This window comes from Ruegeria sp. K5, from assembly GCF_056531805.1.
The window spans coordinates 1,761,157-1,785,162 of record NZ_JBQFML010000001.1 but is presented as its reverse complement, the minus strand read 5'-3'; the positions used below and the strand labels follow the sequence as shown (position 1 = coordinate 1,785,162).

General features: G+C 60.6%; 27 protein-coding genes, 3 tRNA genes and 1 riboswitch. Of the genes, 10 read left to right on the top strand and 20 right to left on the bottom strand.

Annotated elements, in window-relative coordinates; translation table 11 throughout:
• Positions 1–45 precede the first annotated feature (45 nt).
• Positions 46–852, top strand: a complete 807-nt coding sequence (iolB, locus tag ACR0MO_RS08635) for a 5-deoxy-glucuronate isomerase (RefSeq protein ID WP_480890730.1) — start codon at positions 46–48, stop codon at positions 850–852.
• 45 nt (positions 853–897) lie between these two features.
• Here the strand turns inward: iolB and ACR0MO_RS08630 are convergent, their stop codons facing one another.
• The 3 genes from ACR0MO_RS08630 to iolC are packed head-to-tail and all read right to left on the bottom strand — an operon-like array spanning position 898 to position 3,548.
• A complete protein-coding gene (locus ACR0MO_RS08630; RefSeq protein WP_480625691.1) occupies positions 898–1,737 on the bottom strand; it encodes a class II fructose-bisphosphate aldolase in 840 nt (279 codons plus the stop codon).
• Entirely contained in the window at positions 1,734–2,570 is an 837-nt protein-coding gene (locus tag ACR0MO_RS08625) for a 5-deoxy-glucuronate isomerase (RefSeq protein WP_170452207.1), read from the bottom strand. The genes ACR0MO_RS08630 and ACR0MO_RS08625 overlap by 4 nt, the downstream gene beginning before the upstream one ends.
• Positions 2,571–2,579: 9 nt before the next feature.
• Positions 2,580–3,548 carry a 5-dehydro-2-deoxygluconokinase gene (gene iolC, locus ACR0MO_RS08620; RefSeq protein WP_170453122.1) on the bottom strand — a complete coding sequence of 323 codons (969 nt, stop codon included), beginning with the start codon at positions 3,546–3,548 and terminating at the stop codon, positions 2,580–2,582.
• Positions 3,549–3,673: 125 nt separating this feature from the next.
• Here iolC and ACR0MO_RS08615 point away from each other — a divergent pair, with 125 nt between their 5' ends.
• Both ACR0MO_RS08615 and ACR0MO_RS08610 read left to right on the top strand, forming a co-directional pair.
• Complete coding sequence (locus ACR0MO_RS08615; RefSeq protein WP_480890727.1) at positions 3,674–4,777, top strand: Gfo/Idh/MocA family protein; 1,104 nt, start codon at positions 3,674–3,676, stop codon at positions 4,775–4,777.
• Between the two features lie 36 nt (positions 4,778–4,813).
• The gene (locus ACR0MO_RS08610) at positions 4,814–5,947 is read left to right on the top strand and encodes a Gfo/Idh/MocA family protein (protein WP_170633669.1); all 1,134 of its coding nucleotides are present in this window, start codon (positions 4,814–4,816) and stop codon (positions 5,945–5,947) included.
• Here the strand turns inward: ACR0MO_RS08610 and ACR0MO_RS08605 are convergent, their stop codons facing one another.
• From ACR0MO_RS08605 to ACR0MO_RS08580, 6 genes are all read right to left on the bottom strand, one after another.
• Complete coding sequence (locus ACR0MO_RS08605) at positions 5,948–6,949, bottom strand: LacI family DNA-binding transcriptional regulator (RefSeq protein WP_170452201.1); 1,002 nt, start codon at positions 6,947–6,949, stop codon at positions 5,948–5,950. It lies immediately after the preceding gene.
• A gap of 147 nt (positions 6,950–7,096) precedes the next feature.
• The gene (locus ACR0MO_RS08600) at positions 7,097–7,996 is read right to left on the bottom strand and encodes a metal ABC transporter solute-binding protein, Zn/Mn family (RefSeq protein WP_170452199.1); all 900 of its coding nucleotides are present in this window, start codon (positions 7,994–7,996) and stop codon (positions 7,097–7,099) included.
• Complete coding sequence (locus ACR0MO_RS08595; RefSeq protein ID WP_480890723.1) at positions 7,993–8,895, bottom strand: metal ABC transporter permease; 903 nt, start codon at positions 8,893–8,895, stop codon at positions 7,993–7,995. The genes ACR0MO_RS08600 and ACR0MO_RS08595 overlap by 4 nt, the downstream gene beginning before the upstream one ends.
• Positions 8,888–9,646, bottom strand: a complete 759-nt coding sequence (locus ACR0MO_RS08590; protein ID WP_170452197.1) for a metal ABC transporter ATP-binding protein — start codon at positions 9,644–9,646, stop codon at positions 8,888–8,890. The genes ACR0MO_RS08595 and ACR0MO_RS08590 overlap by 8 nt, the downstream gene beginning before the upstream one ends.
• Complete coding sequence (locus ACR0MO_RS08585) at positions 9,646–9,780, bottom strand: hypothetical protein (protein ID WP_480707800.1); 135 nt, start codon at positions 9,778–9,780, stop codon at positions 9,646–9,648. Before ACR0MO_RS08585 ends, ACR0MO_RS08590 begins: the two co-directional genes overlap by 1 nt.
• 212 nt (positions 9,781–9,992) lie before the next feature.
• A riboswitch (cobalamin riboswitch) is annotated at positions 9,993–10,198 on the bottom strand.
• Between the two features lie 209 nt (positions 10,199–10,407).
• Positions 10,408–10,491, bottom strand: a tRNA-Tyr gene (locus ACR0MO_RS08580).
• A gap of 116 nt (positions 10,492–10,607) precedes the next feature.
• Between ACR0MO_RS08580 and rlmB the strand changes: the two genes are divergently transcribed.
• From rlmB to ACR0MO_RS08560, 4 genes are all read left to right on the top strand, one after another.
• Complete coding sequence (gene rlmB / locus ACR0MO_RS08575; protein WP_170452152.1) at positions 10,608–11,381, top strand: 23S rRNA (guanosine(2251)-2'-O)-methyltransferase RlmB; 774 nt, start codon at positions 10,608–10,610, stop codon at positions 11,379–11,381.
• Positions 11,362–11,676, top strand: coding sequence for a hypothetical protein (locus ACR0MO_RS08570; protein ID WP_170452150.1), 315 nt, complete (start codon positions 11,362–11,364; stop codon positions 11,674–11,676). Before rlmB ends, ACR0MO_RS08570 begins: the two co-directional genes overlap by 20 nt.
• Positions 11,677–11,782: 106 nt before the next feature.
• Positions 11,783–12,235, top strand: coding sequence for a YHS domain-containing (seleno)protein (locus ACR0MO_RS08565; RefSeq protein ID WP_170452148.1), 453 nt, complete (start codon positions 11,783–11,785; stop codon positions 12,233–12,235).
• 198 nt (positions 12,236–12,433) lie between these two features.
• Positions 12,434–12,904 (top strand): CoA-binding protein, encoded by a 471-nt coding sequence (locus ACR0MO_RS08560; protein WP_170452146.1) that lies wholly within the window; start codon positions 12,434–12,436, stop codon positions 12,902–12,904.
• A 1-nt stretch (position 12,905) separates the two neighbouring features.
• On the opposite strand, the gene ACR0MO_RS08555 is transcribed toward ACR0MO_RS08560, so the two are convergent.
• The 3 genes from ACR0MO_RS08555 to hisF form a co-directional block, all read right to left on the bottom strand.
• Entirely contained in the window at positions 12,906–13,472 is a 567-nt protein-coding gene (locus ACR0MO_RS08555; protein ID WP_170452145.1) for a hypothetical protein, read from the bottom strand.
• A gap of 73 nt (positions 13,473–13,545) precedes the next feature.
• A complete protein-coding gene (locus ACR0MO_RS08550; RefSeq protein ID WP_170452143.1) occupies positions 13,546–13,863 on the bottom strand; it encodes a phosphoribosyl-ATP diphosphatase in 318 nt (105 codons plus the stop codon).
• A complete protein-coding gene (gene hisF / locus ACR0MO_RS08545; protein ID WP_170452141.1) occupies positions 13,860–14,621 on the bottom strand; it encodes an imidazole glycerol phosphate synthase subunit HisF in 762 nt (253 codons plus the stop codon). The genes ACR0MO_RS08550 and hisF overlap by 4 nt, the downstream gene beginning before the upstream one ends.
• A gap of 172 nt (positions 14,622–14,793) precedes the next feature.
• Here hisF and ACR0MO_RS08540 point away from each other — a divergent pair, with 172 nt between their 5' ends.
• Positions 14,794–15,186 (top strand): DUF302 domain-containing protein, encoded by a 393-nt coding sequence (locus tag ACR0MO_RS08540; protein WP_170452139.1) that lies wholly within the window; start codon positions 14,794–14,796, stop codon positions 15,184–15,186.
• A 3-nt stretch (positions 15,187–15,189) separates the two neighbouring features.
• Here the strand turns inward: ACR0MO_RS08540 and hisA are convergent, their stop codons facing one another.
• Positions 15,190–15,909, bottom strand: coding sequence for a 1-(5-phosphoribosyl)-5-[(5-phosphoribosylamino)methylideneamino]imidazole-4-carboxamide isomerase (hisA, locus tag ACR0MO_RS08535; RefSeq protein WP_480625700.1), 720 nt, complete (start codon positions 15,907–15,909; stop codon positions 15,190–15,192).
• Positions 15,910–16,044: 135 nt separating this feature from the next.
• Between hisA and ACR0MO_RS08530 the strand changes: the two genes are divergently transcribed.
• Positions 16,045–16,443, top strand: a complete 399-nt coding sequence (locus ACR0MO_RS08530; RefSeq protein ID WP_170452135.1) for a DUF2147 domain-containing protein — start codon at positions 16,045–16,047, stop codon at positions 16,441–16,443.
• Between the two features lie 4 nt (positions 16,444–16,447).
• On the opposite strand, the gene hisH is transcribed toward ACR0MO_RS08530, so the two are convergent.
• Positions 16,448–17,086 carry an imidazole glycerol phosphate synthase subunit HisH gene (hisH, locus tag ACR0MO_RS08525; protein ID WP_170452133.1) on the bottom strand — a complete coding sequence of 213 codons (639 nt, stop codon included), beginning with the start codon at positions 17,084–17,086 and terminating at the stop codon, positions 16,448–16,450.
• Positions 17,087–17,171: 85 nt separating this feature from the next.
• A complete protein-coding gene (gene hisB, locus ACR0MO_RS08520) occupies positions 17,172–17,759 on the bottom strand; it encodes an imidazoleglycerol-phosphate dehydratase HisB (RefSeq protein WP_170452131.1) in 588 nt (195 codons plus the stop codon).
• A gap of 153 nt (positions 17,760–17,912) precedes the next feature.
• Between hisB and ACR0MO_RS08515 the strand changes: the two genes are divergently transcribed.
• Entirely contained in the window at positions 17,913–18,152 is a 240-nt protein-coding gene (locus ACR0MO_RS08515) for an Lrp/AsnC ligand binding domain-containing protein (RefSeq protein ID WP_170452129.1), read from the top strand.
• Positions 18,153–18,166: 14 nt separating this feature from the next.
• Here the strand turns inward: ACR0MO_RS08515 and ACR0MO_RS08510 are convergent.
• From ACR0MO_RS08510 to ACR0MO_RS08490, 5 genes are all read right to left on the bottom strand, one after another.
• A tRNA-Gly gene (locus ACR0MO_RS08510) sits at positions 18,167–18,241 on the bottom strand.
• Between the two features lie 36 nt (positions 18,242–18,277).
• Positions 18,278–18,352 (bottom strand) — tRNA-Gly (locus tag ACR0MO_RS08505).
• Positions 18,353–18,446: 94 nt separating this feature from the next.
• Positions 18,447–18,830, bottom strand: a complete 384-nt coding sequence (locus tag ACR0MO_RS08500) for an MAPEG family protein (RefSeq protein WP_170622355.1) — start codon at positions 18,828–18,830, stop codon at positions 18,447–18,449.
• A 318-nt stretch (positions 18,831–19,148) separates the two neighbouring features.
• Positions 19,149–22,586 carry a pyruvate carboxylase gene (locus ACR0MO_RS08495; protein ID WP_480890717.1) on the bottom strand — a complete coding sequence of 1,146 codons (3,438 nt, stop codon included), beginning with the start codon at positions 22,584–22,586 and terminating at the stop codon, positions 19,149–19,151.
• A 145-nt stretch (positions 22,587–22,731) separates the two neighbouring features.
• Positions 22,732–23,868: an alpha-hydroxy acid oxidase gene (locus tag ACR0MO_RS08490; protein WP_480890714.1), complete on the bottom strand. Its 1,137-nt coding sequence runs from the start codon at positions 23,866–23,868 to the stop codon at positions 22,732–22,734.
• Positions 23,869–24,006: the final 138 nt, after the last annotated feature.

Genomic DNA, 24,006 nt, shown 5'->3' with positions numbered 1-24,006 from the left:
AACAACAATCGGGCGGCCCGAATGGCTGCCCGCAAGGAGAACAAAATGGCAGATCTGCTCAAGAAACCCTTCGGCACGCGCGGCAAGGTCCACGATATCACCCCGGCCAGCGCCGGGTGGCGGTATGTCGGGTTTGGTCTCTATCACTTGCGGGCCGGAGACACGGCGTCTGAGGTCACCGGGGATCGTGAGGTCATTCTGGTCATGGTCGAGGGGAAGGCACAGATCACCGGGGCCGGGCAGGATTGGGGTGTTCTGGGCGACCGGATGAACGTGTTCGAGAAAACACCGCCGCATTGCCTGTACCTGCCGAACGGAACCGAATGGGAGGCCGTGGCAGAAACCGACTGCGTCATCGCCGTCTGTTCCGCGCCGGGCAAAGGCGGGCATGCTGCGCGTCGCATCGGCCCCGACGGGATAACCCTGACCGAACGCGGCAAGGGCGTAAACACGCGCTATATCAACAACATAGCGATGGAGGCCGAGGACTACGCCGACAGCCTGCTGGTGACCGAGGTCTTCACGCCAAACGGCCACTGGTCGTCCTATCCCAGTCACCGCCACGACGAGGACGATTACCCCCGGATCACCTATCTGGAAGAGACCTATTACCACCGCCTGAACCCGCCCAACGGCTTCGGCATTCAGCGGGTCTATACCGATGACGGCCAGTTGGATGAAACTATGGCGGTGTCTGATGGCGACGTCGTGACCGTCCCGCGCGGCCACCACCCCTGCGGCGCGCCCTATGGGTTCGAGATGTACTACCTGAACGTCATGGCCGGGCCGCTGCGAAAATGGCGGTTCGTCCCGGCCCCCGAGGTCGAATGGATCATGGAGCGTGACGCTTAGCGCCTGCTGGATACCGGGCCCCGCCATTCCGGGGCCTTTTTGCTTCTATCGCTGCGACGGCGCACCAAAAGCGCGGATCACCATGCGAGCAGCAGCCTCGACGGGGTCATGCGTTTCCTTCAGGATGGTCACGCGGTCGAACCTGTCGGGGTCTGCATTCACGGCCTCGCGCAGGGCCTGACCAAAGGCCATGCGCAGTTCGGTTCCGATGTTGAACTTGCAAATTGCGGTCTCGCGGGCGAGGCGCGCGCGTTGTTCGACCGGCACGCCTGAACCACCATGGATGACCAGTGGAACCTCGGTCATGGCGTCGATCTGGCGGATGCGGTCTTCGTCGAGCCCGCCTTCCTTGTTTTGCTGTAAATGGACATTGCCGACCGAGATCGCCATCGCGTCCACGCCGCTGTCGCGGGCGAACTGCGCAGCCTCGGTCGGGTCGGTCCCGTTCGAGCCTTCGCCGCCGGAATAACCCACGAACCCGATCTCGCCCTCGCAGGAAATGCCTGCCGCGTGGGCCATCTCGGCAATTGCGGCAGTCTCGTCGATGTTCTGCTGCAGGGGCTTGCGCGATCCGTCGAACATCAGCGAGGTAAAGCCGCTGTCCAGTGCGATCTTGCACTCCTCAAACGTATAGCCGTGATCCAGGTGGGCCACTACCGGCACCGAAGCGTTCTCGGCCAGATGCCGGAACATCTTACCCAGAATAGGCAGGGGGGTGTGCTCGCGGCAGCTGGGTCCGGCTTGCAGGATCACTGGGGCATTTTCGGCCTCGGCCGCGGCCACATAGGCGCGCATGTCTTCCCAGCCGAGGGTCACAAGCCCGCCCACGGCATAGCCTTGTTCGTAGGCCGGTTGCAGGACGTCTTTCAGAGTGACGAGGGTCATTTGAACTTCGCGATCATGTCTTTGATGCCCGGAATCGTTTCGATCTGATAGGCATGTGTTGGTTGGAAATACTGCACCAGAGACCGCTGGCTGAGACCGCCGAGGATGGTGAAGTAATACATCTCATACCCCGGCAGCACGCAGCAGGGGTGATAACCCTTGTCGATGCAGATCGTCGAGCCATCGACGATGTGGTAGGCATCGCCCGGCTCGTTGTCCTCGCGCTGCAGCATTTGCAGGCCCGAGCCCCAGTTGGGTTTGAAGCGGAAATTATAGGTCTCGTCGTGGCGCGATTCATCCGGCAGGCGGTTGGTGTCGTGCTTGTGGCTGGGGAAACCTGACCAGCCGCCCTGACCAACCGTGAACAACTCGCTCACCAGCAGGCGACCAACCTTGTCATGTTGTTTCTGGCCAAGGATGTGTTTGATTTTACGATGGGTTTTGGTGTCATCGCTGCCATATTGCACAAGGTCATGTTCGCGCACGTCGAACGGATCCAGCACCTTGTCGAACTTCGCGCCCGCGACGAAAACCTCGGCCTCGTCCGATACACAGACCAGTTGTGCCTTGGCCCCGACCGGAACGTAAACGCCCTCGGGCTCGCCATCCCAGACATCCTCGCCCCGGTTGCCCAGCTTGGGGAAATGCGCCCCTTCGACATCTACATCCACACTGCCGGTGGCGGGCACGATGCAGGTCTCATACCCCGGTACCTGATATTCGAACGCCTCGCCACGGCGCAGTTTGACGATGTTGAAATAGTTCAGCGGCACCGTCGGATCGTCGGCATCCACAATGGGTTTGTTCTGGTTGTCATAGGGCGCGATATGCATGGGAAACTCCTATGTGGTCGGGCCGGGATGATCGGCAAGGAACGCATTCAGTTCCGGGGTTGTGGGCATGGCGGGGGCGCAGCCGGGATTGGAAACCACGATGGACGCACAGGCTGAACCGCGCAGGACCGCCTGTTCCAGCGACGCGCCAGCAGCGATCGAGGCCAAAAGACCGGCCATGAAACTGTCACCCGCGCCAACGGGTTTGATCGCATCGACCGGGAAGATGCCTGTTTGAATCTCTTGCCCGTCGGTCAGGGTCACGGCACCCTTTTCGCCCATCTTGTAGATGACAACCCGGCCCGGTTTCGAGGCCAGTTCCCGGGCCTTGTCGAACCCTTTTTCGATGCCACCGGCCATGAAACCGAATTCTTCATCATTGCCGACGATCAGGTCGCTGGCCTCTCCGGCGCGGGACAGGACATCGGCGGCCACCTCGGGTGAGGGCCAGCTATAGGGCCGGTAATCGACATCGAAGATCACCGGCAACCCGGCTTTGTGTGCATTGTCAAAAGCGCGGAACGTGGCGCTTCGGGAAGGTTCCGAGGCGAATACCGTTCCGGCGGAAAGGACAGCCGAGAATTCCCCATAGTTGACCCGGTCCACGTCATCTTCGGTCACCTGAAAATCGACGGCCCCGTTGCGATAGATGACGTTCTGGAAGTTCTCGGTCCGGCTTTCATACAACGCCAGAGAAGTGCGATATTCGCCGCCCAAAACGCGAATATAGGACGTATCCACCCCGTAATGCCGCAGCCGGTTCAGGCAAAAACGCCCGATTGCGTCATCCGAGACCGAGGTGACCAGCGATGCCTGACTGCCCAGCTTGACCAGACCCGCGCAGATATTGGCCGAGGATCCGCCAAGATCGGCGTGGAACGTCTCGGCATCTTCGCTTTTGACGTTGATGGGATCGGCAAACAGGTCCATGCCAGCACGCCCGAAAACTGCAAAACGGTTCCCTTTGATACCGTCCATCAAAGCGCTCACGTCATATTCCTCCGGCTTAGGGGCGTCGGCAAAGTTTGGACCTTGCGTTGAATCGATTCACACGATACTGATTTTGCAACCGGTTGCAAATGATATGTTCGGAGCCGTGACAGATGCCTGAAATCGGAATTGGAATCGTTGGTGGCGGCTATATGGGCAAGGCGCATTCCGTTGCCATGTCCGCCGTTGGTGCGGTGTTCAACACGGCGCTCAGACCTCGGCTTGAGGTGATTTGCGCGTCCACGCCAGCAAGCGCCGAGCGGTATCGGGAAGCCTATGGGTTTCAGCGCGCGACCCATGACTGGCGCGCTTTGGTCGAGGACCCAAAGATCGAGGCTGTGGTGATCGCGTCCCCGCAGGAAACCCATCGCCAGATCGCCGAGGCAGCTTTTGCTTTGGGCAAGCCGGTTTTGTGCGAAAAACCGCTGGGTGCGTCGCTTGAGGACAGTCAGGCGATGGTCAACGCTGCCGAGGCTGCGGGTACCGTAAATATGGTCGGTTTCAACTATATCCGCACGCCTGCCAGCCAGTACGCCCGCCAGTTGATCGCCGAGGGCGAGATTGGCAATGTTACCTGGTTTCGGGGCGAGCATACCGAGGATTTCTATGCTGACCCGCAAGCCCCCGCCACATGGCGCACGACGGGGATGGCCAATGGAACAATCGGTGATCTGGCCCCGCATATGGTGAACGGCGCGATGGCTTTGATCGGACCAATTGCGCAGGTCATGGCCGATGTGGAAACCGTGCACCGCACCCGCCCCGGCGGAGAGGTCACAAATGACGATCACGCGCAGATGATGTGCAGGTTTGAAAATGGCGTGATGGGGAACCTCTATTTCAGCCGCGTCGCGACGGGGCGGAAGATGGGCTATGCCTATGAGATTTCGGGAACAAAAGGCGCGATCCGCTTTGATCAGGAAGATCAGAATGCCCTATGGCTTTATCGGCGCGAAGGGCCCGAGGCGCAGCGGGGATTCACCAAAATCCTGACCGGCCCGGCACATCCGGATTACGAACCCTTCTGTCAGGGACCCGGCCACGGCACCGGCTATCAGGATCAGATCATCATCGAGGCCAAGGATTTCCTGCGGGCTATCCACACAGGCGAAGCGATCTGGCCCACATTCCGCGACGGGCATCAGGTCAACCGGGTGCTGGCGGCGGCACTGGCCTCATCGGACCAGCGGCAGTGGGAAAACATCAGCGATTTCTGATCGCTTAACGATACAATCGATAGAGAGACCAAGACCATGGCAAAGCTGAAATGGGGCATGATCGGTGGTGGCGAAGGCAGCCAGATCGGGCCCGCCCACCGGTTGGGCGCGCAGGCGGACGGGATGTTCGAATTCGCCGCAGGCGCGCTGGATCATCGGCCCGAGGTAGGCCGTGAATACGCGCAACGGCTGGGTATTGCTGCCGACCGCGCCTATGGCAATTGGCAAGAGATGCTGGCAGGGGAGAAAGACCGCGACGATCGCGTCGATCTGGTGACGATTGCCACGCCAAACTCGACCCATTTCGAGATCGCCAAGGCGTTTCTGGAAGCCGGGTTCAACGTGCTGTGCGAAAAGCCGATGACCATGACAGTGGAAGAGGGCGAAGAGATCGTTCGCGTCGCAGAAGCCTCGGGCAAGATCTGCGCGGTCAACTATTGCTATTCGGCCTATCCGATGGTTCGTCAGGCCCGCGCCATGGTACGGGCGGGTGATATTGGCAAGGTCCGTCTGGTTGTCACCAATTTCAGCCATGGGCACCACGGCGATGCCACGGATGCCGACAACCCGCGCGTGCGCTGGCGCTACGATCCGGCGATGGCGGGTGTCTCGGGCCAATTCGCGGATTGTGGCATCCACGCGCTGCATATGGCCAGTTTCATCTGCGATGACGAGGTGAAGTCCTTGTCCGCCGATATGGCCTCGACCATCTCCAGCCGGGAACTGGAAGACGACGCGATGGTGAATTTCCGGATGGAAGGCGGCACGGTCGGGCGGCTGTGGACTTCATCCGTTGCCATCGGGCGGCAGCACGGGTTCGACATTCAGGTGTTCGGCGAAACCGGTGGGTTGCGCTGGGCGTCCGAGCAGCCGAACCAGTTGATTTACACGCCTGTCGGTGGGCGCACCCAGATCATCGAAAAGGGCGAGGGCGGGCTGCACGATGAAGTGCAACGCCTGTCTCGAGTGGCGATTGCGCACCCCGAAGGCTTTCCGCTGGCCGTGGCCAATATCTACTGCGATCTGGCTGACGCGATCCGGGGCGAGACGCGCGACGGCTTGCCCGGCGCTGCGGATGGGGTGCGGTCTATCGCGGCAGTCCACGCCGCTGTCGCGTCCGGCAAAGAGCAGGGTGCGTGGAAAGACGCCCGCCCGCCAATGTTTCGCTGATCAAGGGCGGGGCCGCCGCAACGTGCCCCGCTCGATCACCCGACAGGGGAAAATCCGGGCCTCAGGGTATCTCTGAGGCTCTTTCAGCATCTCCTCGACCAGATCAACGGATGAGGTGATGATCTGTTTGATCGGTTGGTGAATGGTGGTCAGATCGACGCTTTCCCACCGGGCCATTTCCATGTCGTTCAGGCCGATGATTCCGATGTCCTGCCCCGGCTTCAGCCCGTGATCCTTCAACGCCGATAACGCGCCGATAGACAGGATGTCGTCGCCGCAGAAATACCCTTCGGCGGGTTTGCCTTGCAGCAGGCGCAGCATTTCCGCGCGCCCCGCCTCGAACGAGTAATTATCCGCGAAAGAATGCGACACGTCGAGGTCGGGATGCTGGTCGGTTTCCTCGATGAACCCCCGATACCGATCCATGGCCGACGTCGCATCTTTTGGCCCACCGAGGTAGCCGACGCGCTTGTACCCGCGCGAAACAAGTTCGCGCGCCGCCATGCGCCCGCATTCGACGTTGTCGATGCCGACCACATGCACCTCGGGCGAGGTCGCCGACCGTCCGAAGGTATGCACCACCGGCACGCCCGCATCGTGGAACGCCTTGGCAAAACTGGGGGGCAGGGTTGATGACGCGACAATGACCGCATCAACTGAATACTGACGCAGCATTCGCACGGAATTGGCAGGCTCGGTCTCATCCGTCAGGTTCACGATCAAAGGCCGAAGCCCACGTTCCTGCAGGGCGCGGGTGAACTGGTCGAACACCTCAAGAAATATCGGGTTATGGAAGTTATTCGAGATCAGGCCAATCAGCTTGGTCCGCCCGGTCGTCAGCGACGAGGCCAGCGCATTCGGGCTGTACCCCAATTCTCGCGCCGCTTTCTCAACCTTGCTGCGCGTTTTGGCCGAGACCGAGGCCCCTTCGGTAAAGGTGCGCGAAACGGCGGATCGGGACACCCCGGCAAGCGCCGCAACATCTTTCAAAGTCACGCTCACAGGGCGTACCGTTCATGCGGGTGGGGTGTGGATCGGGTCGCGATAATCATTGGGCTTGATTATGCACTATTGCGACGCGGCTGCAACCGGTTGCAACCTGCCCGAGGTGGTGCGAGGCGGCTTGAAAACCGCCTCGACCGGGTATGATCAGCTCGCGCCCTGGGTTTCCAGCGCCGTCAGCAGCGTGCCCAGATTATGCTGGAACATCGCCAGATAGCTTGTGGCCGGGCCACCACGCTCGGACAGGGCGTCCGAGAACAGGCGACCACCGATCTCAATACCGGTTTCGTCCGAGATCTGTTGGACCAGAGCAGGGCTGGTGATGTTTTCAACAAACAAAGCTGCCGCACCTTCGGCTTTCAGCTGCTCGATCAGTACGGCCAGTTCCTTGGCGGAAGGCTCGGCTTCGGTGTCGATACCGACCGGGGCCAGGAAGGTCATGCCATAGGCGTCCGCCAGATAGCCGAACGCGTCATGGGCAGTGACGACAGTGCGGCGGTCTGCGGGCAGGTTCGCAAGTTTGGTTTTGGTTTCGGCATCCAGTGCCTCCAGCTTGGCGATATAGGCGTCGGCATTGGCGGCGATTTCATCCGCATGCTCGGGCATGGCGTCTTTCATCGCGTCCGCCACGTTGGTCACGTAGATCACGCCGTTCAACAGCGAGTTCCAGGCGTGGGGGTCAATTGCACCGTCGACCTCGACCGGCGTGATGCCGTCGGTTGCGACATGTACGGTGGCTTCGGTGCCCGATTCCGCGATCAGCGTGTCGGACCATGTCTCAAAGCCCAGACCGTTGACAAAGATGATGTCCGCCTGCGCCACGGCCTTGGCGTCCGCAACCGACGGCTGATACACATGCGCGTCCGCATCGGGGCCAACGATTGTGGTCACATCGGCCAGATCACCCACGACCTCTTCGACCATGTCGCCGAGGATCGAGAAGCTGGCGACGACCTTGACGTGGTCTTCGCCTGCATAGGCTGGCAGGGCAACCAAAGCGAGGGATGCCGTGGCAATACCGGCATAGAGCGATTTAATAAGAGTCATTGAGCTCTCTCTTCTTGTGGAACTTGCGCAACGGGGATGTCTTTTGAAACGGACGGTTTGCGTAGCCGTCCGCCAAAACCAAGCGGCCCGAAGATGGCCGAGAACAGGAAGAACCCGCCCGCGACCAGCACGATGGCCGGGCCGGATGGCGTGTCGGGGAACAGGTAGGACAGGGTCAGACCGATCCAGCAGCTGGACAGGGCAAAGATGAAGCCCAGAACCAGTTGTGCCGTGATGGTGCTTGCCCAATACCGCGCGGCGGTTGCGGGCAGGATCATCAGGCCGACAGCCATAAGTGTGCCCAGCGTCTTGAACGCGGCCAGCAGGTTCAGAACCAGCAGCAGCATAAAGCCCTGATCGACCAGCCAGGGGCGGCGCGTCTGGGTTTCGAAAAACACCGGGTCGCAGGTGCTGACAATCAAGGGGCGCAGCAGGACAGCAAAGGCCACCAACGTCACGGTCGCGACCCCACCCACCAGCATCATCGACGCATCGTCAATCCCGAGGATCGAACCGAACAGGAAGCTTTTCAGCGGTACGGCGGACCCGGCTGCGGATAGAATGAATATCCCTATGGCCAAGGCGATCAGGTACAGCGAGGCAAGGCTGGCATCGCTGCGCAGGATCGTCCGGCGAGCAAGCAAAGCCGTAAGGATGGCCACCCCGACCCCAGCAATCAGCCCGCCGACCAACAGCGACATGACCGATAGACCCGCCGTCACGAACCCGATGACGATGCCGGGCGTAATCGCGTGGGCCATGGCTTCACCCGCCAGTGACAGGCGGCGCAGGACAAGGAATGCCCCCACCGGCGCGACCGAGGCCGACAGAACGGTGGTCGCCACAAAGGCGCGGCGCATGAAGGCAAAGCTCCACATTTCGGTAAGCAGATCAAACACGGGCATGCTCCGATGCTGAAGGGTTTCCACGGAACATCCACGAGGCCTGACTTTCGGACAGATACCCCTGCGCGACCAGCCGGTCGGGCGTCAGGACGTCATTCACCGGACCATGGGTCGCTTCTTGCCCGCCCAACAGCAGGGCATGGCTGCAATGGTCCAGAACCGATGACAGGTCATGCACGACCAGCACAACGGCGCGGCCCTCATCCCGCCAGCGGCGGATGATCGTCAGCAGATGCGCCTCGGTGCTTTGGTCAACGGCGGCAAAGGGTTCGTCCAGCAGGATCAAAGGGGCGTCCTGCATGATGACACGCGCGAACAGGGCGCGCTGAAGCTGGCCACCCGACAGCATGTGAAGCGGACGGTCGGCGATGTCCAGAACCCCGGCCTCGTCCAGTGCTGCGGTCATCCGGTCGCGCGCGGCGCGGTCCAGACCGGATCGGAAGCCAAACCCACGCCAGGCCCCCATCGCGGCCAGATCGCGCACGCGGATGGGAAAGCGGCGGTCAAACTCGGTCATTTGCGCCAAATAGCCGATGGCGCCGGGGCGGCCATTGGGCCAGTTCATGCTGCCCGAAAGCGGATCCAGCAGACCCAGCAGCATCTTCACAAACGTGCTTTTGCCCGACCCATTGGCCCCCAGAACGGCCAGAGTTGTGCCGGCTTCAATATCCATGGACAGGCGACGGAACAGCGTCAGATCAGGGTATCCAAGCGTCAGATCGCGGAGTTGCAAGACAGCCGTCATCACAGCACCACGTAAATCGCAAGACACAACACAGCCGACACGGCCAAAGCGCCAGCAATCAGCGCCACAACGCTGAATTCGGTTAGGCAGCGCCCTCGTGCACCCGAGTCGTCATGGGTAATGTGCCGCGTCATCGGGATACCCCAATGGCTTGCGCGCAAACAGGGGTGTTGCAGGTCACCGGGGCAACGGTCACCCGATGCGGGTTGCAGGGTGGAAATTCATTTGTTTGCAATGACAAAAGCATCGCCTCCTTCGCGAGGTCGAGGGCAAAGCGAGTGCAAGGTTTTGGACGGCACAGGCCGTTTGAAACATTGTCATCTCCCTCTGGGACACCCCGCCCAGGTTCATTCAAATTCGGATGGCAGGTCTCCTGACTTGCGGGTCAACGCTGTCCCGATCCTTCCCAGGCAAATGCCCAGTGGACGATCTCGGGTCGCTCGCCGCCTACAGTTGCGGGGGCAGTCACGGAATTGGCTATGGGGCCGCACCGTATTCCCTTTTATCCCTACGCGCAGAACGCGGTCGGGAACCATCGCGGGCGACAGAACACGAAACACCTTGATTCGACAAGAGCACGTTCTAGAACGTTGTTGTTATCGGACGCGCCGGTTTCGACGGGCAATAGAGCTTCGTGGCAACTTGTGGCATAAAAAGCGTGGTTTTGGGGCGGCGGGTCCGAACGGAGATCCGCAAGCGAAAAGGCCTGCCAGGCGCACGTGATAACCGCGCATTGCCTTGATATCATGTATATGGAGAAGTGGTGGGCGACCCTGGAATCGAACCAGGCGTGCGTCTCCGCGAGGGAGTTACAGTCCCCTGCCACACCTTGCGGCCTGTCGCCCACTGTCAGGCGTTGCACCTGACGTGGAGGCGTGATTACTAGCGCACCAAAGGAGCGTCAACAGGAAAATTCCGCTTTGACGCAGGAAACCGAATTCCCGGCCTGGAGGCCCCCAAAATGAAAAAACCCAAGTGGGTCGTCGAAAAGGAACAGGCGCGAAAAGCCGCCGCTGCGGAGACCGTTTGGTTGTTCGGCCTTCACGCCGTGCGGGACGCTTTGATGAACCCCAAGCGCCAGAAACTGCGCCTGATCGTGACCCGCAACGCCCGCGACAAACTGGCTGAAGCCATTGAATCTGCAGGGATCGAAGCCGAGATGGTCGATCCGCGCAAATTCACGGCACCCATCGATGCAGGCTCGGTCCATCAGGGCGCGGCGCTTGAGGTCAAGCCGCTGGAGTGGGGCGGTCTGGCTGAAAACTGCATCGGGCGCGAACACCCGCGCGTAATCCTTCTGGACCGGGTGACTGATCCGCATAACGTGGGGGCGATTCTGCGCTCGGCCGAGGTTCTGGGCGCAAGTGCCGTGATCGGAACGCGGCACCATTCGGCCCCTGAAACCGGGGCGCTTGCAAAAACGGCCAGCGGCGCGTTGGAACGTCAGCCCTATCTGCGGGTGCGTAATCTGGCCGACACGATCACCGAATTGCAGGAAATGGGCTTTCTGGTGCTTGGGCTGGACGGTGAGGCGCAAGAGACGATCGAAAGCGCGCTGGGCGATCAGCGCGAGCGGCCCGTGGCCCTGGTGCTGGGCGCCGAAGGGCCGGGATTGCGGCAAAAGACCAAGGAAACGGTTGATCAACTGGTGAAAATTGACGCATCCGGCGGGTTCGGGTCCCTGAACGTCTCAAATGCGGCGGCAATCGCCTTATATGCCTCACGTCACCATTGAACAGGAGAGCGTCATTTCCGGACCATCCAAAATCGCCACCTGCTGTTACTGCGGGACCCGGGCTGCGCTGGTTCTGACCGGTAAGAACCGGCACGAGCTGAGCTGTTCCAATTGCGGCGCGCCGTTGCATGACCTGAAGAAGCTGCCAAAGCGCAAAGTGGCAAAGCCCAGGCAGGAACGCACCGCTATCAGCCATGTTGCCCCGCCCAAGACGCGCAAGAAGAAAAAGAAGAAAAGCGTGCTGTATCGGGTGCTGGACGAAGCCTGGGACGTGATCGAGGATATTTTCGACTAAACTGCAACCCAGGCAGCACAGGCGTTCACAACCGCGTCAACAGGGGTTCCCGAAGCGTCAAAAAATTGCACTTTGATACTCTCGATTCTCAGTTGTGGGTTCCGTGATGCTTCGTCGTCGCTCCATCTTTGGTGCAATATTTGCCTTGGCCTTGGCGCCTGCCGTTCAGGCGCAGGATAAACCTGTCTATTTCGCGACCGAAGGGGCTGCGATGGCGGGGTACGATCCCGTGTCTTATTTTGACAGCGACGTTCCGATTCAGGGTCAGCCGACGATTGCCGTGATGTGGAAAGGGGCCGAATGGCATTTCGCGTCGCAGGAAAACCGCGAGCGTTTTGAAAGCAATCCGCGCGCCTATGCGCCGCAATTCGGTGGGTATTGTTCCTACGCGATGGCCAAGGGTGTGCTGAAAAGCACCGACCCGATGGCGTGGCAGGTGGTAGATGGCCGACTGTACCTGACGCATTCGCCGGAAATCGAGCAGATTTGGCAGCAGGACAGGTCGGAATACATCCAGATGGCCGAACAGAACTGGCCGGTGGTTTTGTACGAGGAATAGGCCGGTTTCCGCTTTTTGTGAAAAGTCATCACAAAAAAGAAGGCCCCCTCTTTTTTTCATCCGGATCATGCTTAAATGTCACAGTGACCGCGGAACGGAACTGCCGCGGGTCATTTCACTGTCCCTCGTTCCAACAACTGGCGCCCAAGGCTTCTTGGGCGCTTTTTTCTTTTTGCGGTCTGTGCTTAGGATGCCGCTATGCCTGACTATTCCGATGATCATCTGAAAGGTATCCTGCAGTGCACCAAACGTGTTGCTGTTGTCGGCGTTTCGATGAATCCTGTGCGGCCCAGCTATTACGTGGCGCGCTACCTGTCGCTGAAGGGGTATACCGTGATCCCTGTCAATCCGGGCCACGCGGGCAAGGACCTGTTTGGTCAGACAGTGCGCGGCAGTTTGGCCGAGATTTCCGAGCCCGTCGATATGGTGGATATCTTCCGACGGTCCGAAGCCGTTCCGCCGATTGTGGATGAGGCTTTGGAGGTCTTCCCCGATCTTCGCACGGTCTGGATGCAGATTGGCGTCGAACACGCCGAGGCCGCGGCCAAAGCGCAGGCGCGCGGCGTGGATGTAGTGATGAACCGTTGCCCGAAGATCGAATATCAGCGCCTGTTTGGCGAGTTGCGCATGGGTGGATTCAGCACCGGCATCATCTCATCCAAGCTTTAGCTTATTCAGCCGGGTAGGGCCTTAGCCGGGCCACCTGCGCCTGGCGACGCTTTTCCAGAACCACATTGCGTGGCACCCAATCGTATCTTGTGTCCTTTGACAGAGGCGACCAGTACAGCACGCCGCCATAGCGCCACGGGTCCAGTACGATGCCTTGGTCCATCGGGTCTCCGGCGCGGCTGATGATGGCGGTGCTGTGGTCGATTCGGAACGGATTGTCCGCATTGGCGATGGCGCGGTGCAGGGTCAGTGTCTGGAACTGTTCCTGCTTCAGACGTCGTTCGACATCTTCGGCCCAATGCCAGCACAACCCGCGCGGGCGCAGCCCATTGTTGACCTTGGCATTGTGGATCAGGGGCGGGTCGGTGATCTGGTATTCCTGCACCAGTTGCGCGGTATAGGCATAGGCGACCCGGGCGGCGCGGTCGGCCTCTTCGGGATCGATGCCGGGGCCCAATTCGCGAATTTCGGTGGCCAGACGCTGGGCTTCATCGCCGGTCGACGGGGGCGGGGACGCACAGGCCCCCAACGTCACAAGGGCCAGAACAAAGGCCAAAGCTCTGATCATTCTCATGCCCTTAGGGTTACAGACCGCACAGCCCGATCATAGGGCCGGGGCGGTCGCAGCGAAACCCCGCAGCTTACCCCTTGGGGCGCGCGGCCTTTTCGGCGATACCGCTGAGGCCCTGACGCCGCGCCAGTTCGGCCAGCACATCGTCTAGTGCCACGTCCCGCGCCGCCAGCATGACCAGCAGGTGATACAACACATCCGCCGCCTCGGAGGTCAGCCCCGCCTTGTCATTCTTGACGGCTTCGATGATGGCTTCAACGGCCTCTTCCCCGAATTTCTCGGCGCATTTCTCGGGGCCTTTGGCCAGCAGCTTGGCGGTCCAGCTCGATTCAGGGTCGGCGGTTTTGCGGGCCTCAATGGTGGCGGCCAGATCGTTCAGAATGCTCATGTCAGCCTCATCGGGATGCCAGCGGCGGCCATATGTTCCTTGGCCTCGCGAATGGTGTATTCGCCGAAATGGAAGATGGATGCCGCCAGAACGGCACTTGCGCCGCCTTCGGTCACACCCTCGACCAGATGGTCCAGATTGCCGACGCCCCCGCTTGCGATCACCGGAACATCCACCGCGTCCGAGATCGCGCGAGTCAAAGGCAGGTTGAACCCCGCCTTGGTGCCATCACGATCCATCGAGGTCAGTAGGATTTCCCCAGCACCCTTGGCCACAACGGTCTTAGCAAATTCCACCGCGTCTATGCCGGTGGGTTTGCGGCCGCCATGGGTGAAAATCTCCCACTTGCCGAGGCTGACGGTCTTGGCGTCGATGGCGCAGACGATGCACTGGCTGCCAAACTGATCCGCAGCCTCGGCGATCACGTCCGGGTTTGCCACCGCAGCCGAGTTGAAGCTGACCTTATCCGCCCCCGCCAGCAACAGGGCCCGCACGTCGTCCTTGGTGCGCACGCCGCCGCCCACGGTCAGGGGCACGAAACACTGCTCTGCCGTGCGCTGCACCACGTCGAACATGGTGCCCCGGTTTTCATGCGTGGCGTGGATGTCCAGAAAACAGATCTCATCCGCCCCGGCGGCGTCATAGGCCTTGGCCGATTCCACCGGGTCGCCCGCATCGCGCAGGCCCACAAAATTCACACCTTTGACCACGCGGCCATCGGCAACATCCAGACAGGGAATGATACGGGTTTTCAGCATGGGTCGTCCTTTGTTGAGCGCACCTCTACCGGCAAAGCCCCGCCGATGCCAGACTTGTGATTGCCACCCCTCTCAAAGCTGTGAAAACTGTTCCCAAATTCAGCAGGAGATCAATGAGATGCGAAACCTCTTTTTGACGACCACATTCATTTTTGCAGGAGCAGTCGCCGCAATGGCAGACGATATCATCAAGGTGGAAACCGACAAATCCGTGGCCGAGGCGCTGGACGCGCTTGAGGCTGCAGTGGGCAATGCAGGCGCAACCGTCTTTGCCCGGATCGATCACGCGGCAGGGGCCGAGAAGGTTGGCACACCCATCCCGCCCAATCAGCTTCTGATCTTTGGCAACCCCGCACTGGGCACGCCAGCGATGCAGATTGATCCGCGCGCTGGTCTGTTCCTGCCGCTGAAAGTGCAGGCTTATGAGGACGAAAACGGGCAGGTCTGGCTGGCCTATGAAGACCCGAAAGAGACCATGGACGAGCTTGATGATGTCGAAAACTCGCCCGTGATCGAAAAGATGCGTGGTGCGCTGAACAATCTGACTTCGGCTGCCGCGCAGTAGGGGTTAAGACAGGGCGCGAATGGCCTCGGCCAGGTCAATCGCGCCATCATAAAGCGCGCGACCCGAAATAGCGCCGTTCAACTCAACGCCGCAGTCGCGCAGGGCGATCAGGTCGTCCAGTGAACTGACACCGCCCGAAGCAATCACCGGGATCGACACAGCCTGCGCCAGAGCGGCCGTCGCCTCGATATTCGGGCCCTGCATCGCGCCATCGCGGTTGATGTCGGTGTAGATGATCGCGGCAACGCCTGCGTCCTCGAAACTGCGGGCAAGGTCAGTGACCTGCACGTCGGTTTCCTCGGCCCAGCCTTTGGTCGCAACCATACCGTTGCGTGCATCGATGCCCACGGCGACTTTGCCCGGGAATGCTTTGGACGCTTCGCGCACCAGATCGGGGTTTTCGACGGCGACAGTGCCCAGAATGACGCGCGCCAGTCCCTTGTCGATCCAGGTCTCGATGGTTGCCATGTCGCGGATGCCGCCGCCCAGCTGCGCGGGTACATCGCAGGCTTTCAGAATCGCCTCGACCGGGGCGGCATTGACCGGCTCGCCCGCAAACGCGCCGTTCAGGTCGACCAGATGCAGCCATTCACACCCGGCCTCGACAAAAGCGCGCGCCTGCGCTGCCGGGTCCTCGTTGAACACGGTGGCTTTGTCCATTTCTCCGCGCAGCAGGCGAACGGCGTTGCCGTCTTTCAGGTCGATGGCGGGGTAGAGGATCATGTCGGGCGGCCCTATCTAAGTGTTACACGCGCGGCATATCGCACAGGCGGGGCAGGGGATGCAACGCGACGCTGGGTCATTCTTGCCCACACGCACGCCTCGGGTCAGACTGCCCGCAAATCAGGGAGGTTGATTATGAAGAAACTCACTCTTGCCGCCGGTTTTGTAGCACTGGCCACCGGTGCTTTTGCCGATCCGGTCGATGGCATCTGGAAAACCCAAGCAGGTGATGAAGGCGGTTACCTGCACGTATCCATTTCGGAATGCGGCAGCGCCGTCTGCGGAACCATTGACAGTGCATTTGATGGCAGCGGCAATCAAAACTTGGAATACGAGAATCTGGGCAAGCAAATCATTTGGGACATGGTCCCTGAAGGTGACGGGAGCTATGACAATGGCAAGATCTGGGCCCCAGACCGCGACAAGACCTATAACTCGAAGATGACTCTGGACAGCCAGAATCAACTGACCGTCAAAGGCTGCGTTGCTGGTGGTCTGGTCTGTCGCGGGCAGACCTGGACGCGCGTTCAGTAATTGCTCAGGGGGTCCAGGTCAGGAAATTCCCGATCATGCGCAGGCCCACATCCTGACTTTTCTCAGGATGGAACTGCATCCCAACCATTGTGTCGCGGCCGATCACGGCCGTGACCTCTTGCCCATAGTCCACATGGGCCAGCCGCTGCGCCGGATCGCTGACCCGGAAGTGGTAGGAGTGAACGAAATAGGCATGATCGCCTGAACGCACCCCATCGAACACCGGATGGGCGCTTTCCAGAACCAGATCGTTCCAGCCCATATGCGGCACTTTCAACGCGCGATCTGACGGCTCGATTCGAACAACATCGCCGCCAACCCAGCCCAGCCCGTCGGTTTCTGTGTATTCGTGCCCCTTCGAGGCCATCAATTGCATTCCCACGCAGATGCCCAGAAACGGGCGGCCCTTTTGTTCGACCGCCTCGACCATCGCGTCATAGATGCCCTTGTGCCCGCGCAACTCGGCAGCGCAGGCCGGGAACGCTCCATCGCCTGGCAACACCAGGCGATCCGCACGCGCCACGACATCCGCGTCCGATGTCACGACAACCTCACCCGCGTCCACCTCACGCGCCATGCGCTGAAACGCCTTCTCGGCCGAGTGCAGATTGCCCGACTCATAATCAATGATCGCAGTCAGCATGATACGGACCTGTTCTTCTTCTTGTTCCAAATACGGCGGGGTGAATTGGCCGCAGGCCAAGAGGGGCAGCGCCCCTTACGACCGCCTACAAAGCACCCTTGGTCGAGGGAATCGCATCCGCCTTGCGCGGGTCGGTCTCAACCGCCAGCCGCAACGCGCGCGCGACAGCCTTGAACGCCGCCTCGGCGATGTGGTGGCTGTTGAACCCGTGTAACTGATCTATATGCAGTGTGACACCGCCATGGGTGGCCAGCGCCTGAAAGAACTCGCGCACCAGTTCGGTGTCGAAATTGCCGATCTTGGGCGTTGGCAGGTCAACGTTCCAGATCAGGAACGGACGGCCCGACAGGTCCAGCGCACAGCGGACCTGCGCGTCATCCATCGGCAAATGACACTCGCCATAGCGACGGATGCCCTTCTTGTCGCCAAGGGCCTGCGTCAACGCCTGTCCCAGCGCGATGCCGGTATCCTCGACCGTGTGGTGATCGTCGATGTGGTAATCACCCTGCGCCCGGATCGTCATGTCGATCAGCGAATGGCGCGCCAGCTGGTCCAGCATGTGATCGAAAAAGCCAACGCCGGTCTGATTGTCATACTGGCCGGTGCCGTCCAGATTGACCTGAACCGAAATCTCGGTCTCAGCGGTCTTGCGGCTGATCGATGCGCTGCGCATGGGCGAATTCCTTTTGCTTCGAGGGAGCTTATAGACGGGGTGGGGCGGGTTGATCCAGACCATGTGTGGCATTCGCCGCAAACTGTTGCAGGGGATTGCACCCGGCCCGGCCCCGTGCCAGCCTGCCCGCAAGTCAATTGAAGGACCGACGCCATGTCCACTTGCGTTTTCATCCAGATTCGCTGCAAACCCGGCACCACCTACAGTGTGGCCGAGGAAATCGCGCTGCGCGAAATCCATTCCGAACTCTATTCGACAAGCGGCGAATATGACCTGCTGCTGAAGCTCTATATCCCGGAAACCGAGGACGTGGGCCATTTCATCAATGAAAACCTGCTGGTCATCCCAAACATCGAACGGTCACTGACCACGATGACATTCAAGGCTTTCTGAAGGTTTTTGGTATCTGGAGCGGGCGAGGCGATTCGAACGCCCGACCCTAACCTTGGCAAGGTTATGCTCTACCCCTGAGCTACGCCCGCATCAGATACATATGTGTCGGTCCAAAGACCTCTCAATGGAGCGGGCGAGGCGATTCGAACGCCCGACCCTAACCTTGGCAAGGTTATGCTCTACCCCTGAGCTACGCCCGCGCCGTTGAGTGAGGAGGGATGTATAAATTCCCACGCGGGGCTGCAAGTGGAAAATGCGGCGCAATCGAATTTTCTTTTGCGCCGCCGGGGCCCGTCAGATGGCAAGAACGAAGCTGGTGATGGCCGTACCCAAAAGGGCGATATAGGTCAGGATCATCCCGTACATCCGCAGCGGCTGAATCTGAGGCGTGCGGCCGAAACCATAGGCGTGCATCAGGCGTCCGACCAGAAGGGCCGCGCCAAATGCGTGGATCAGCCAGCCTTCGGCCCCCTGAATTTCGATCATCGCCAGCAACAGCAGGGTGAAGGGGGCGTATTCCAGGCAGTTCTCCTGCGTGCGCATCGCCTTGAGCACTTCTTCCTTCCCGCCATCCCCGAACGAGACCAGGCCCGAGCGGCGATACCGGACGACGAGAAGGCTGAGCACAACATACAGAATGGCGATGGGGGCCGCATAAAGCGGGGTGATCGATAGCATTGGTCCTGTTTCTCCTCGGGCCGTTATGCAACCGCCGGGTCGTCCGGGCGGCTTTACAGGCAAGGGGACTAAACCGGTCGGTTCAGTTCAGCCAGTCACAGTTTTGTGTAGATGTGGCATGTCGGTCGAATGCGTGCGGAAATTGCCACGATAGTCCTGTTGGACCCGAGGTGACCTGACGATTAGCGGCAGTTGTGGGGGCAGTTGAGCCCTGAGGTAATGGGGTAAGGCCGGAAAGCCGACCCGTGACGGTTGTACCTTGCAAAAACAAAGGCGCGCCGGTGGCGCGCCTTTTTTCGTCGATTGCTTGAATGTCAGTTACTCAAGCTCAACCAACAGGTCCTTGGCGTCAATCTGACCGCCGGGCTGAACATGGACAGCTTTGACAACTGCGTCGCGTTCGGCGTGGATGCCGGTTTCCATCTTCATCGCTTCGATGGTCAGCAGCATGTCGCCTTCCTTGACCTCTTGCCCGGCTGTCACAGCGACGGTTGCCACGACACCCGGCATCGGCGCGCCGACATGGTTGGGATTGCCGGCTTCGGCCTTCGGACGGGCCTGTGTGGTCGAGGTCACCATGCGGTTCGGTACCCGGATCACGCGGGGCTGGCCGTTGAGTTCAAAGAACACTTTGACCTCGCCCTTTTCGTCGGTGTCGCCAATGGCCTGACAACGGATTTCCAGCGTCTTGCCGGGATCGATTTCCGCCGTGATCTCTTCGCCCGGCTCCATGCCGTAGAAGAAGGTGCGCGTGGGCAGGGTGCGGACCGGGCCGTAAACCCGGTGGCGGCCCATGTAGTCCAGAAAGACCTTGGGATACATCAGGTATCCGTTCAGGTCCTCGTCATCGACCTCCATGCCTTCCAACTGTTTGGACAGATCGGCACGGGTGGCTTCCAAATCGACCGCTTCGACCCCCTTGCCGGGGCGCTCGGTATTGGGCGTTTCGTCCTTCAGCACCTTCTTGATGATCGACTCGGGGAACCCGCCCGGAGGCTGGCCCAGATTGCCGCGCATCATGTCCACCACCGAGTCGGGGAAGGCCACATCCGTCGACGGGTCTTCGACCTGTTCCCGGGTCATGTTCTGGCTGACCATCATCAGCGCCATGTCGCCCACCACCTTGGACGAAGGCGTCACCTTCACGATATCGCCGAACATCTGGTTCACATCGGCGTAGGTCTGAGCGACCTCGTGCCAGCGCTCTTCAAGGCCGAGGCTGCGGGCCTGCGCCTTGAGGTTGGTGAACTGACCGCCCGGCATCTCGTGCAGGTAAACCTCAGAGGCCGGGGCCTGCAGACTGGATTCGAACGCCGCGTACTGGCCGCGGACTGCTTCGAAATAGTCGCTGATCTCACGGATGGCCTTGATGTCCAGCCCGGTGTCCCGCTCGGTATGACGCAGGGCTTCAACCACGGTGCCTAGCGTTGCCTGCGAGGTGTTGCCGCTGAAGCTGTCCATCGCGCAATCCACCGCATCCACGCCCGCCTCGGAGGCCGCCAGAATGGTTGCGCTGGCGATACCGGCGGTGTCGTGCGTGTGGAAGTGGATCGGCAAGCCGACCTCTTCCTTCAGCGCGCGGATCAGGATCTTGGCCGAGGCCGGTTTCAGCAGGCCCGCCATATCCTTGAGGCCCAGCACATGCGCCCCAGCATCGCGCAGCTCTTTCGCCATGCCGACATAGTATTTCAGGTCATACTTGGCGCGGTCCGGGTCCAGTATGTCGCCGGTATAGCAAACTGTGCCTTCACAGATCTTGCCGCTCTCAACAACCGCATCCATCGCAACGCGCATATTCTCGACCCAGTTCAGCGAGTCGAACACGCGGAACACGTCGATGTTCTGCGCTGCCTGACGCACAAATTCCTGCACGACGTTGTCGGGGTAGTTGGTATAGCCAACCCCGTTTGCGCCGCGCAGCAGCATCTGGGTCATCAGGTTCGGCATCGCCTCGCGCAGATCGCGCAAGCGCTGCCACGGGCATTCCTGCAGGAAGCGATAGGCCACATCGAAGGTCGCGCCGCCCCAGCATTCGACGCTGAACAGCTGTGGCAGGTTGGCCGCATAGGTCGGGGCAACCTTGATCATGTCGATCGAGCGCATCCGGGTCGCCAGCAGCGACTGGTGCCCGTCCCGCATGGTGGTGTCGGTGATCAGCAACTGCCGCTGCGCCTTCATCCAGTCGGCAACCGCCTGCGGGCCTTTCTGTTCCAGCAGGTTGCGGGTGCCCATCTGCGGTTCGGCCTTAGCGGCGGGGGCCTTGGCCTCTTTCAGATCAGTGCGCGGTTCCGGGCGGTCCTTGGTTTCGGGATGCCCGTTCACGGTGATATCCGCAATATAGGTCAGAACCTTGGTGCCCCGGTCGCGGCGGCGCTTGAACTGGAACAGGTCCGGCGTCGTGTCGATGAACTTGGTGGTGTATTCATTCGACAGGAAGGTCGGGTGCTTCAGCAGGTTGATGACAAAGTCGATATTGGTGCTGACGCCGCGAATACGGAACTCGCGCAGGGCGCGGTCCATCCGGGCAATCGCCGCCTCGGGCGTCGGCGCCTTGGCGGTGACCTTGGTCAGAAGCGAGTCGTAATAGCGTGTAATCACCCCGCCTGCATAAGCCGTGCCGCCATCCAGACGGATGCCCATGCCGGTGGCCGAGCGGTACGCAGTAATGCGGCCATAATCGGGGATGAAGTTGTTCTGCGGGTCCTCAGTTGTGATCCGGGTCTGCAACGCATGACCGTTCAGGCGCACATCGGCTTGGCTGGCGGCACCGGTGGCCTCGGCCAGGGTTTTACCCTCGGCGATCAGAATCTGAGCCTGCACGATGTCGATACCGGTGACCTCTTCGGTGACAGTGTGTTCCACCTGCACGCGGGGGTTCACCTCGATGAAATAGAACTTGCCGGTTTCCATATCCATCAGAAACTCGACCGTGCCTGCGCATTCATAGTTCACATGGGCACAGATCTTGCGGCCCAGTTCGCAGATTTCCGCGCGCTGTTCTTCGGACAGGTAAGGGGCAGGGGCGCGTTCGACGACTTTCTGATTCCGACGCTGGACCGAGCAGTCGCGTTCATAGAGGTGATAGATTTCACCATGCTTGTCGCCCAGAATCTGCACCTCGACATGACGCGCGCGGGTGATCATCTTTTCCAGATAGCCCTCGCCATTGCCGAATGCGGCCTCGGCCTCACGCCGACCTTCCAGCACCTTTTCTTCCAGCTCATCCTCGGAGTTGATGGGACGCATGCCGCGCCCGCCGCCGCCCCAGGACGCCTTGAGCATAAGCGGATAGCCGATCTCTTTGGCCTCAGCCCGGATCGCATCCATGTCATCGCCCAGAACCTCGGTCGCGGGGATCACCGGAACACCTGCCTCAATCGCCACGCGCCGCGCGCTGGCCTTGTCGCCCAGGGCGCGCATGGTCTCGGCCTTTGGTCCGATGAAGGTGATGCCGTTCTGAACACAGGCATCCACAAAGTTGGGATTTTCGGATAGCAGGCCATAGCCCGGATGGATCGCATCCGCGCCGCATTCCTTGGCCACCCGGATGATCTCGCCAATCGACAGATAGGCCGCGACCGGTCCCATGCCTTCGCCAATGCGATATGCCTCATCCGCCTTGAAACGGTGCAGGCCCAGCTTGTCTTCTTCGGCAAAGACGGCGACGGTGCGTTTGCCCATCTCATTGGCTGCGCGCATGACGCGGATAGCGATTTCGCCGCGGTTGGCGATCAGGATCTTGTTGAAGTCGGTCATTTTAGGTCCCGGTCATTTAGGTGTGGCCGTTTAATAGGCGGACAATACGCGCACGTATATCAGTCGTTCTGGGTAGAACCGGCATGTTATCGCTCGCAAACGCCGCCTTATGGCGGTTTCTCTTTAGCGTTGCTGCGGCGCAGCATCAATCGCAGAGTTGACCTTGCGGCACCTGATCCAGCGAAGCGATGCCCATTTGTCCCATATTGGCCAGCAAATCCTGCCGCAGAATGTCGATCACATGGGCCGGACCCTGCGCGCCAAGGGCCGCAAGCCCATACAGAAACGCCCGCCCCAGCATGACAAAATCCGCACCTTTGGCCATGGCGCGCAGTATGTCCAAACCACCCTCGACGCCGCTGTCGAAAATCAGCGGCAGGCTGCAGGCGGCGCGAATCTCGGGCAGCACGTCGATGCTGGCCGGTGCAGCGTCAAACTGGCGTCCGCCGTGGTTCGAGACCCAAATCGCATCCACACCTGTTTTCTCAAGCCGTTCCGCATCTTCGGGGCGCAACACGCCCTTCACGATAAACGGCCCGTCCCATTGATCGCGCAGCCATTTGACGTAATCCATGTCGGGCGAGGTGCGCAGCAGATACCCGATATGGGCGGTTGGGGGCAGGGTCTGCTGGCCATCGATATACTTGTCCAGGGTCCGCATCCTGGGCGTTCCGTGTCGCCACATGCCCATGGCCCAGGCCGGGCGCATCGCAACCTGAGCCAGCAATCGCGGCGTCAGACGCGGCGGCTGCGTCAGGCCCGAGCGCGTCTGACGTTCGCGCCGCGACGCAACCGGCACATCGGCGGTCAGAACCAGAGTCTTGAACCCGGCGTTACGTGCGCGGGCCAGCACATCGCTGCGAATCTCGGGGTCTTTGGGCGGGTAGAGTTGAAACCACGCGTTTTCACCCAGATGCGGTGCCATATCCTCGGGCGATTGGCTGGCGACGGTCGACAGGGTGAAGGGCAGACCGGCCTGCGCGGCTGCGCGCGCCAGCAACGCTTCGGCATTTGGCCAGATCAGGCCGCACATCCCGATCGGGGCGATTCCAAAAGGCAAGGCGCAGGTCTGCCCCAAAAGCTCGACCTGTGTGTCGAACGTTAACTCTCCATGCAGGATCGAGGGGTACAGTCGCACATCGTCCAGCGCCTGCCGGTTACGGTGCAGAGTGGTTTCCGTTCCGGTGCCGCTGTCCACATATTCCCAGACAAAATGCGGCAACCTGCGCCGGGCGCGGCGTTTCAGATCCGGGATGCCGGGGTACATGCTGTGCAAATCCATGCGGATTGATCCGACCTGCACGGCGATTCGGCAAGGGTTTGGGCGTTGCAGGTCCTTCGACGCGCCTTGGCCGATCAAAATGAGCCGTTCGAAGCGCGCGTTAAGAAAGTTGAAAGCGCGTGTGAACAAGCCGTGAAC

Coding starts and splice junctions, on each gene's coding strand:
- iolB (WP_480890730.1), top strand. CDS start 46: ATGGCAGATCTGCTCAAGAAACCCTTCGGCACGCGCGGCAAGGTCCAC.
- ACR0MO_RS08630 (WP_480625691.1), bottom strand. CDS start 1,737: ATGACCCTCGTCACTCTGAAAGACGTCCTGCAACCGGCCTACGAACAA.
- ACR0MO_RS08625 (WP_170452207.1), bottom strand. CDS start 2,570: ATGCATATCGCGCCCTATGACAACCAGAACAAACCCATTGTGGATGCC.
- iolC (WP_170453122.1), bottom strand. CDS start 3,548: ATGGACGGTATCAAAGGGAACCGTTTTGCAGTTTTCGGGCGTGCTGGC.
- ACR0MO_RS08615 (WP_480890727.1), top strand. CDS start 3,674: ATGCCTGAAATCGGAATTGGAATCGTTGGTGGCGGCTATATGGGCAAG.
- ACR0MO_RS08610 (WP_170633669.1), top strand. CDS start 4,814: ATGGCAAAGCTGAAATGGGGCATGATCGGTGGTGGCGAAGGCAGCCAG.
- ACR0MO_RS08600 (WP_170452199.1), bottom strand. CDS start 7,996: ATGACTCTTATTAAATCGCTCTATGCCGGTATTGCCACGGCATCCCTC.
- ACR0MO_RS08590 (WP_170452197.1), bottom strand. CDS start 9,646: ATGACGGCTGTCTTGCAACTCCGCGATCTGACGCTTGGATACCCTGAT.
- ACR0MO_RS08585 (WP_480707800.1), bottom strand. CDS start 9,780: ATGACGCGGCACATTACCCATGACGACTCGGGTGCACGAGGGCGCTGC.
- rlmB (WP_170452152.1), top strand. CDS start 10,608: ATGAAAAAACCCAAGTGGGTCGTCGAAAAGGAACAGGCGCGAAAAGCC.
- ACR0MO_RS08570 (WP_170452150.1), top strand. CDS start 11,362: ATGCCTCACGTCACCATTGAACAGGAGAGCGTCATTTCCGGACCATCC.
- ACR0MO_RS08565 (WP_170452148.1), top strand. CDS start 11,783: ATGCTTCGTCGTCGCTCCATCTTTGGTGCAATATTTGCCTTGGCCTTG.
- ACR0MO_RS08560 (WP_170452146.1), top strand. CDS start 12,434: ATGCCTGACTATTCCGATGATCATCTGAAAGGTATCCTGCAGTGCACC.
- ACR0MO_RS08555 (WP_170452145.1), bottom strand. CDS start 13,472: ATGATCAGAGCTTTGGCCTTTGTTCTGGCCCTTGTGACGTTGGGGGCC.
- ACR0MO_RS08550 (WP_170452143.1), bottom strand. CDS start 13,863: ATGAGCATTCTGAACGATCTGGCCGCCACCATTGAGGCCCGCAAAACC.
- hisF (WP_170452141.1), bottom strand. CDS start 14,621: ATGCTGAAAACCCGTATCATTCCCTGTCTGGATGTTGCCGATGGCCGC.
- ACR0MO_RS08540 (WP_170452139.1), top strand. CDS start 14,794: ATGGCAGACGATATCATCAAGGTGGAAACCGACAAATCCGTGGCCGAG.
- hisA (WP_480625700.1), bottom strand. CDS start 15,909: ATGATCCTCTACCCCGCCATCGACCTGAAAGACGGCAACGCCGTTCGC.
- ACR0MO_RS08530 (WP_170452135.1), top strand. CDS start 16,045: ATGAAGAAACTCACTCTTGCCGCCGGTTTTGTAGCACTGGCCACCGGT.
- hisH (WP_170452133.1), bottom strand. CDS start 17,086: ATGCTGACTGCGATCATTGATTATGAGTCGGGCAATCTGCACTCGGCC.
- hisB (WP_170452131.1), bottom strand. CDS start 17,759: ATGCGCAGCGCATCGATCAGCCGCAAGACCGCTGAGACCGAGATTTCG.
- ACR0MO_RS08515 (WP_170452129.1), top strand. CDS start 17,913: ATGTCCACTTGCGTTTTCATCCAGATTCGCTGCAAACCCGGCACCACC.
- ACR0MO_RS08500 (WP_170622355.1), bottom strand. CDS start 18,830: ATGCTATCGATCACCCCGCTTTATGCGGCCCCCATCGCCATTCTGTAT.
- ACR0MO_RS08495 (WP_480890717.1), bottom strand. CDS start 22,586: ATGACCGACTTCAACAAGATCCTGATCGCCAACCGCGGCGAAATCGCT.
- ACR0MO_RS08490 (WP_480890714.1), bottom strand. CDS start 23,868: ATGGATTTGCACAGCATGTACCCCGGCATCCCGGATCTGAAACGCCGC.